The organism is Rhodococcus gordoniae (genome assembly GCF_001646655.1).
Taxonomy (GTDB): Bacteria; Actinomycetota; Actinomycetes; order Mycobacteriales; family Mycobacteriaceae; genus Rhodococcus; species Rhodococcus gordoniae.
In genome coordinates this window covers 1-5766 of the sequence record NZ_LPZN01000087.1, presented here as the reverse complement: position 1 = coordinate 5766, position 5766 = coordinate 1, and the positions used below count along the sequence as shown (strand labels likewise).

At 68.8% G+C, this 5766-nt stretch carries 2 protein-coding genes; both read left to right on the top strand.

Features of this window, described 5'->3' with window-relative positions; all coding sequences use genetic code 11:
* The coding region (locus A8G18_RS21830) for a non-ribosomal peptide synthetase (protein ID WP_064065528.1) at positions 1-5417 on the top strand (5417 nt) is incomplete at its 5' end.
* Positions 5418-5572: 155 nt separating this feature from the next.
* Positions 5573-5766 (top strand): hypothetical protein (locus A8G18_RS23260; RefSeq protein WP_209447067.1); only part of this gene is annotated, 194 nt, incomplete at its 3' end.

Sequence of the window (5766 nt, the reverse complement as noted above, 5' to 3'; positions counted from 1 at the left end):
GCATGTGGTTCCTCAACCGTCTCGAACCGCACTCCGCCGTGAACAACATCCCCGTGGCCATTCGCCTTTCGGGGCGACTGGACACCGACGCGCTGCAGGCGGCGGTCTCCGACGTGGTGGAACGCCACGAATCGCTCCGCACCGTCTACCCCGAGATCGACGGTGTCGGCCATCAGCAGGTGCTGCCCGCCGCGGAGGCGATCGTCGAAGTCCGCCCCGAGAGCATCGACTCCGACGAGGTCGCGACCCGGGTCGCCGAAGCAGTCACCACCGGCTTCGATGTGACACAGCAGGTTCCGATCCGGGTGCGCCTGTTCTCCGTGGCCCCGGACGAGCACGTGCTCGTCGTCGTGGTGCACCACATCTCCGCCGACGGCTACTCGATGGGACCGCTGACCCGCGACGTGGTGACGGCCTATGCCGCGCGTGTCGCGGGCGGGGAACCCGGATGGGCACCGCTCGAGGTGCAGTACGCGGACTACACGCTGTGGCAGCGCGAGATCCTCGGCGACGAGTCCGATCCCGAGTCGCTCATGGCGCGGGAGGTGGACTTCTGGAAGCGGACCCTGGCGGATCTGCCGGAAGAAGTGACGCTGCCGTTCGATCGTCCCCGGCCGGCCGTCGCGAGCCATCGGGGTGCCTCGCACCGCCTCACTCTCGGGGAGCGAGTCCGCGCAGCGATCGCCGATCTCGCCCGTCGCAGCGGTGCAACGGAATTCATGGTCGTCCATGCCGCACTCGCCGTGCTCCTCGCCCGGCTCGGCGGCAACGAGGACATCACGATCGGCACTCCTGTCGCCGGCCGTGGCGACGCGGCGCTCGACGACCTGGTGGGCATGTTCGTCAACACCCTGGTGCTGCGCACACCCGTCGAATCCGATGCGTCCTTCGGAGACTTCCTCGACTCGGTGCGCACGGCCGACCTCGAGGCGTTCACCCACGCCGACGTGCCGTTCGAGCGGCTCGTCGAGGTGCTCGACCCGTCGCGTTCCCTTGCACGCCACCCGCTCTTCCAGGTGATGCTCACCTTCCAGAACATGCCGGTCTCGCAGCTGGAACTGCCCGAGCTGACCGTGTCCGGTATCGATTTCGACACACAGGTCGCCAAGTTCGACCTGCAGGTGACCGTCGCGGATGTCGTCGACGCCGCCGGCGATCCCTCCGGCCTCGTGGTGGAATTCGACTACGCCACCGAACTGTTCGACCCGCAGACCGTCGCCGCTGTCGCAGAACGATTCTCGCGGATCCTCGAGGCGGTCACCACCGATCCGCGCATCGCGATCGGTGACGTGCCGCTCGTCACCGACGGCGAGCTCGACCGCATCCTCACCGAGTGGAACACGCTCGGCGAGTCCGTCCCGGTCGTCGAACCGGCCACGCTGACTGCACGTTTCGACACGGCCACCCGTGCCCACGCCGCGAACGCCGCGGTGACCCACGGGGAGACGACCCTCACGTACGCCGAGCTCGGTGCCCGCGCGAACCGGACCGCACGTCGGCTCGCCGCCGCGGGGGTCGGACCCGGCACTCTCGTCGCGGTGGCCCTGCCGCGGACCGAGGACCTCGTGGTCGCCCTCACCGCGGTCGTGCTCTCCGGCGGCGCCTACCTGCCGATCGACACCGCACATCCGCAGGATCGTGTGCGGTACATCCTCGACCAGGCCCGGCCCCGCGTGATCCTCACCTCCGATGCACTCGGAGACGAGCCCGGAGCAGAGGCGTTGCGCGACAGCGGAATCGAGATGCTGGACGTCGTCGCCGCGCAGAACGACGACTCGGTCTCCACCGATCCGCTCACCGCCGCCGACCGGATCGCATCGCCGCAGCCGGACGATCTGGCGTACGTCATCTTCACCTCCGGTTCGACCGGTCGCCCCAAGGGCGTCGCCGTCACGCACCGGAACGTGCTGACCCTCTTCGCCAACGCCGAACCCCGTTTCGGCTTCGGCCCGGACGACGTGTGGACGCTGTTCCACTCCTACGCCTTCGACTTCTCGGTGTGGGAGCTGTGGGGGCCGCTGCTCCACGGTGGTCGTCTGGTCGTCGTCGACTACCTGACTTCACGATCGCCGGAACTGTTCGTCGAACTCGTACGGCGCGAAGGAGTCACGGTTCTCAACCAGACGCCGTCGGCGTTCTACCAGTTCGACGAGGCCGAGCGGATGCTCGCGTCGTCCGCTTCGGTCGACGCCGGGCCGCTCGCGCTGCGGTACGTGATCTTCGGGGGCGAGGCGCTCGACCCCGGCCGGCTGACGGCATGGTTCGAACGCCATCCCGTGCGGCCGCAACTCGTCAACATGTACGGCATCACCGAGACCACGGTGCACGTGTCCTTCCATGTCGTGGAACCGACGGAAGCGCGACCGGGCGTTCCGAGCGCGATCGGACGGTCGCTGCCGGGTCTGGACGTCCGGATCCTCGACGAGCGGCTGCACCCGGTTCCCGCCGGCGTGGCCGGCGACGTCTACGTCTCCGGCGATCAGCTCGCCCGCGGCTATCTCGGACGCCCCGAGCTCACGGCGGCCCGTTTCGTCGCCGACCCCTTCGGCTCCGGACGTCTCTACCGGACGGGCGACGTCGCCCGGTGGAACGCCGACGGCATCATCGAGTACGCCGGCCGGAGCGACTCGCAGGTGCAGCTCCGCGGCTTCCGCATCGAGCTCGGGGAGGTCGAGGCAGCGCTGCTGCGCGCTTCCGGCGTCGCCCACGCTGTGGCAGTGGTGCGCGACGACGGCATCGGCGAACGTCTGGTCGGATACGTCGTACCGCGGGCCGGCGACAGCATCGAGCCCGCCGCCGTCCGTCGGGCTGCCGCCGAGTTCCTCACCGGATACATGGTGCCCGACGTGGTGACGGTCCTCGAAGAGCTGCCGTTGACGGTCAACGGCAAGCTCGACCGGCGCGCACTGCCGGCACCGCAGGTGACCGCGGACGGTGGCGAACACCGCGAGCCGGTCACGGAGTCCGAGATCGCCGTCGCGGCCGTCTGGTCCGATGTCCTGGGGCTCGAGCGCGTGGGTGCCGACGACTCCTTCTTCGATCTCGGAGGCAACTCGCTCGTGGCGACGCGGGTGATCGCCCGGATCAACGAGGCACTCGGATCCTCCCTGGCCATTCGTGAGTTGTTCGAGGAACCGACGGTGGCGGGCCTCGCAGCCCGGATCGACGGCGGTTCGACCGCCGCAGCCGTGCCCGAACTGCGGGCACGGCCCCGTCCCGAGCGCATTCCGCTCTCGCTCGCACAACAGCGGATGTGGGTGCTCAATCAGCTCGACCCCGGTTCGTCCACCTACAACATCCCCCTGGCGATCCGGCTGCGCGGAAACCTCGACACCGAGGCACTCGCAGCTTCCGTGCGCGATGTGATCGAGCGCCACGAGACGCTGCGTACCGTCTACCCGCACGACGATCAGGGTCCGTACCAGCGGATCCGGTCCGTCGACGCGGTCGAGGAACTGACGGTCGTCACCGCGGGTACCGAGGGAGAGGCGTTCGAGGCGGTCGTGGAGGTCGCGTCGCAGGGCTTCGATGTCTCCACAGACGTACCCGTGCGGGGCCGGTTGGTCTCGCTCACGCCGGACGACCACGTCCTCGTGCTCGTCGTGCACCACATCTCGGCGGACGGTGCGTCGCTCGCACCGCTCGCCCGCGACCTCGTGTCGGCGTACATCGGGCGCATCTCCGGCAGCTCCGTCGAGCTCCCTCCGCTCGAGGTGCAGTATGCGGACTTCGCGCTGTGGCAGCAGGACGTGTTCGGGGACGCCGACGATCCGGCATCGCCTGCGGGGAAGCAGCTCGACTACTGGCGTGAACGCCTGGCAGGGGTGCCGGACCTGCTGGACCTTCCCGCCGACCGGCCGCGACCCGCACAGACCAGCACCCGCGGTGCCACGACCATGATCGATGTGTCCGCGGACACCCGTGCTCGTCTCGACCTTCTCGCCTCGGAACATCGTGCCTCGCTGTTCATGGTGGTGCATGCCGCTCTCGCGGTGTTGCTGTCGAGACTGAGCAGTTCGCGCGACGTCGTGATCGGGACGGCAGTGGCCGGGCGCGGTGCTCGGGCACTCGACGACGTGGTCGGCATGTTCGTCAACACGCTGGCACTGCGCAGCGACGTCGACCCGGCTACGGCGTTCGACGCCCTGCTCGACACGGTCCGAGCCGGCGACCTCGAAGCCTTCGCGAATGCGGACGTGCCGTTCGAGCGTGTCGTGGACGAACTGGGGATCGCTCGTTCGAGCTCCCGGCATCCGGTCTTCCAGACGGTGCTGTCCTTCCAGAACCTCGACCCCGTGCGTATGGAACTGCCGGAGCTGACCGTCGAAGCGCTCGACACGGGAGAGCTCTCCGCCAAGTTCGATCTGCAGGTCACGGTGGAGCCTCGGGAGGACTCCGCGAGCGGGCCGGGTGGGATGGCCGTTGCCTTCACCTACGCGACCGATCTGTTCGACGCGGACACCGTGGAGGCCTACGCGCGTCGTTTCGTGGCGGTGCTCGACGCGGTGGCCGCCGATCCCGCCGCGGTGGTCGGGGACATCGATATCCGGACCGCTGACGAGGTCGCCGTGGTCACCGGTGCCCCTCGCGCCGTGCCGGAGTCGTCCTCTCAGGTCCCCGATACGACGATCGCCCAGGAACTGCGCGTTGTGGTCGAATCGGATCCCGACGCTCCTGCCGTCGTGTTCGGCGAGACCGAGTCGACCTTCGCGGAGGTCGAGAAACGATCCTCTCGGTGGGCGCGGCATCTGATCTCGCTCGGTGCGGGTCCGGGCGAGACCGTCGCCGTCGACGTCCCCGCCGGAATCGACCTGGTGACCGCCATCTGGGCAACCGTGAAGACGGGGGCCGCGATCGCGGTGGGGACGTCCTCCGAGGCTCGTTGGATTCTCACGACCTCACAGCGCACCGCCGACGGCTCGGCGGTTCTGCTTCCGATGGACGACCCGGAACTGGTGTCGAGGGTGTCGGCGCAATCGGAGCGCCCCGTCGCCTACACCGAGCGCACGTCCGTCCTCCGTGCCGGGGACCCTGCGCTGAGGTTGCCGCAGGGCGACCTCACTCAGGGACGTGCGGTGGCTGCTCTTCGCCGCGATCGCACCGAGTTCGGTCTCACCTACGATGCTCGGATCCTGGTGTCGGGGCGGGCGGCAGACCCCTGGTCGGTATATGCGGTGCTCGCTGCCGCACTGGCCGGTGCTGTCGTGATCGTTCCCGAAAACCGTGACGATCTCGCCCGTGCTGCGGAAGAGGAATGGGTGACACACGCATTCGTTCCCGGTGATGCGGTGGCCGACCTCGTCGGCTGTGCGGATCTCGAGTTCGTCTCGGTCACGGACGGGGTCGGGACGGCGGCTTCCGAATCGGTCGACGCCACCATCTGCGCGAGAACTCACCCGTGGTCGTCCGGTTCATGATCGACTTCTCGGGGTGACACTCCGGACGGATTGTGAGCTGTGACGAACACGAGCGCCCGACGGTCCTCCCGGTCGGGCGTGCAGGACACGTGACCGAACGGTAACTTTACCGTGACCGGGGCCGTCGGGGTGCTCCGACGGGGAGGAGTTGTCACGTGGCCGAGGCGGGGTCCGAACGAGGAATCGACAGGTTCGGAGGAGCCGCGACACAGTCGCGGAGTGGTCGCCGGTCCGGCGGACCCCGCCCGGAGCGGCGTGGGCGTGGTCGTCGTGGTGTGTTGTTGCCGCAGTTGTTGGTGTCGGCGGTGGAGTCGGCCGGTGATGCGGTGGCGGTGGTGGGGGGGTTTGT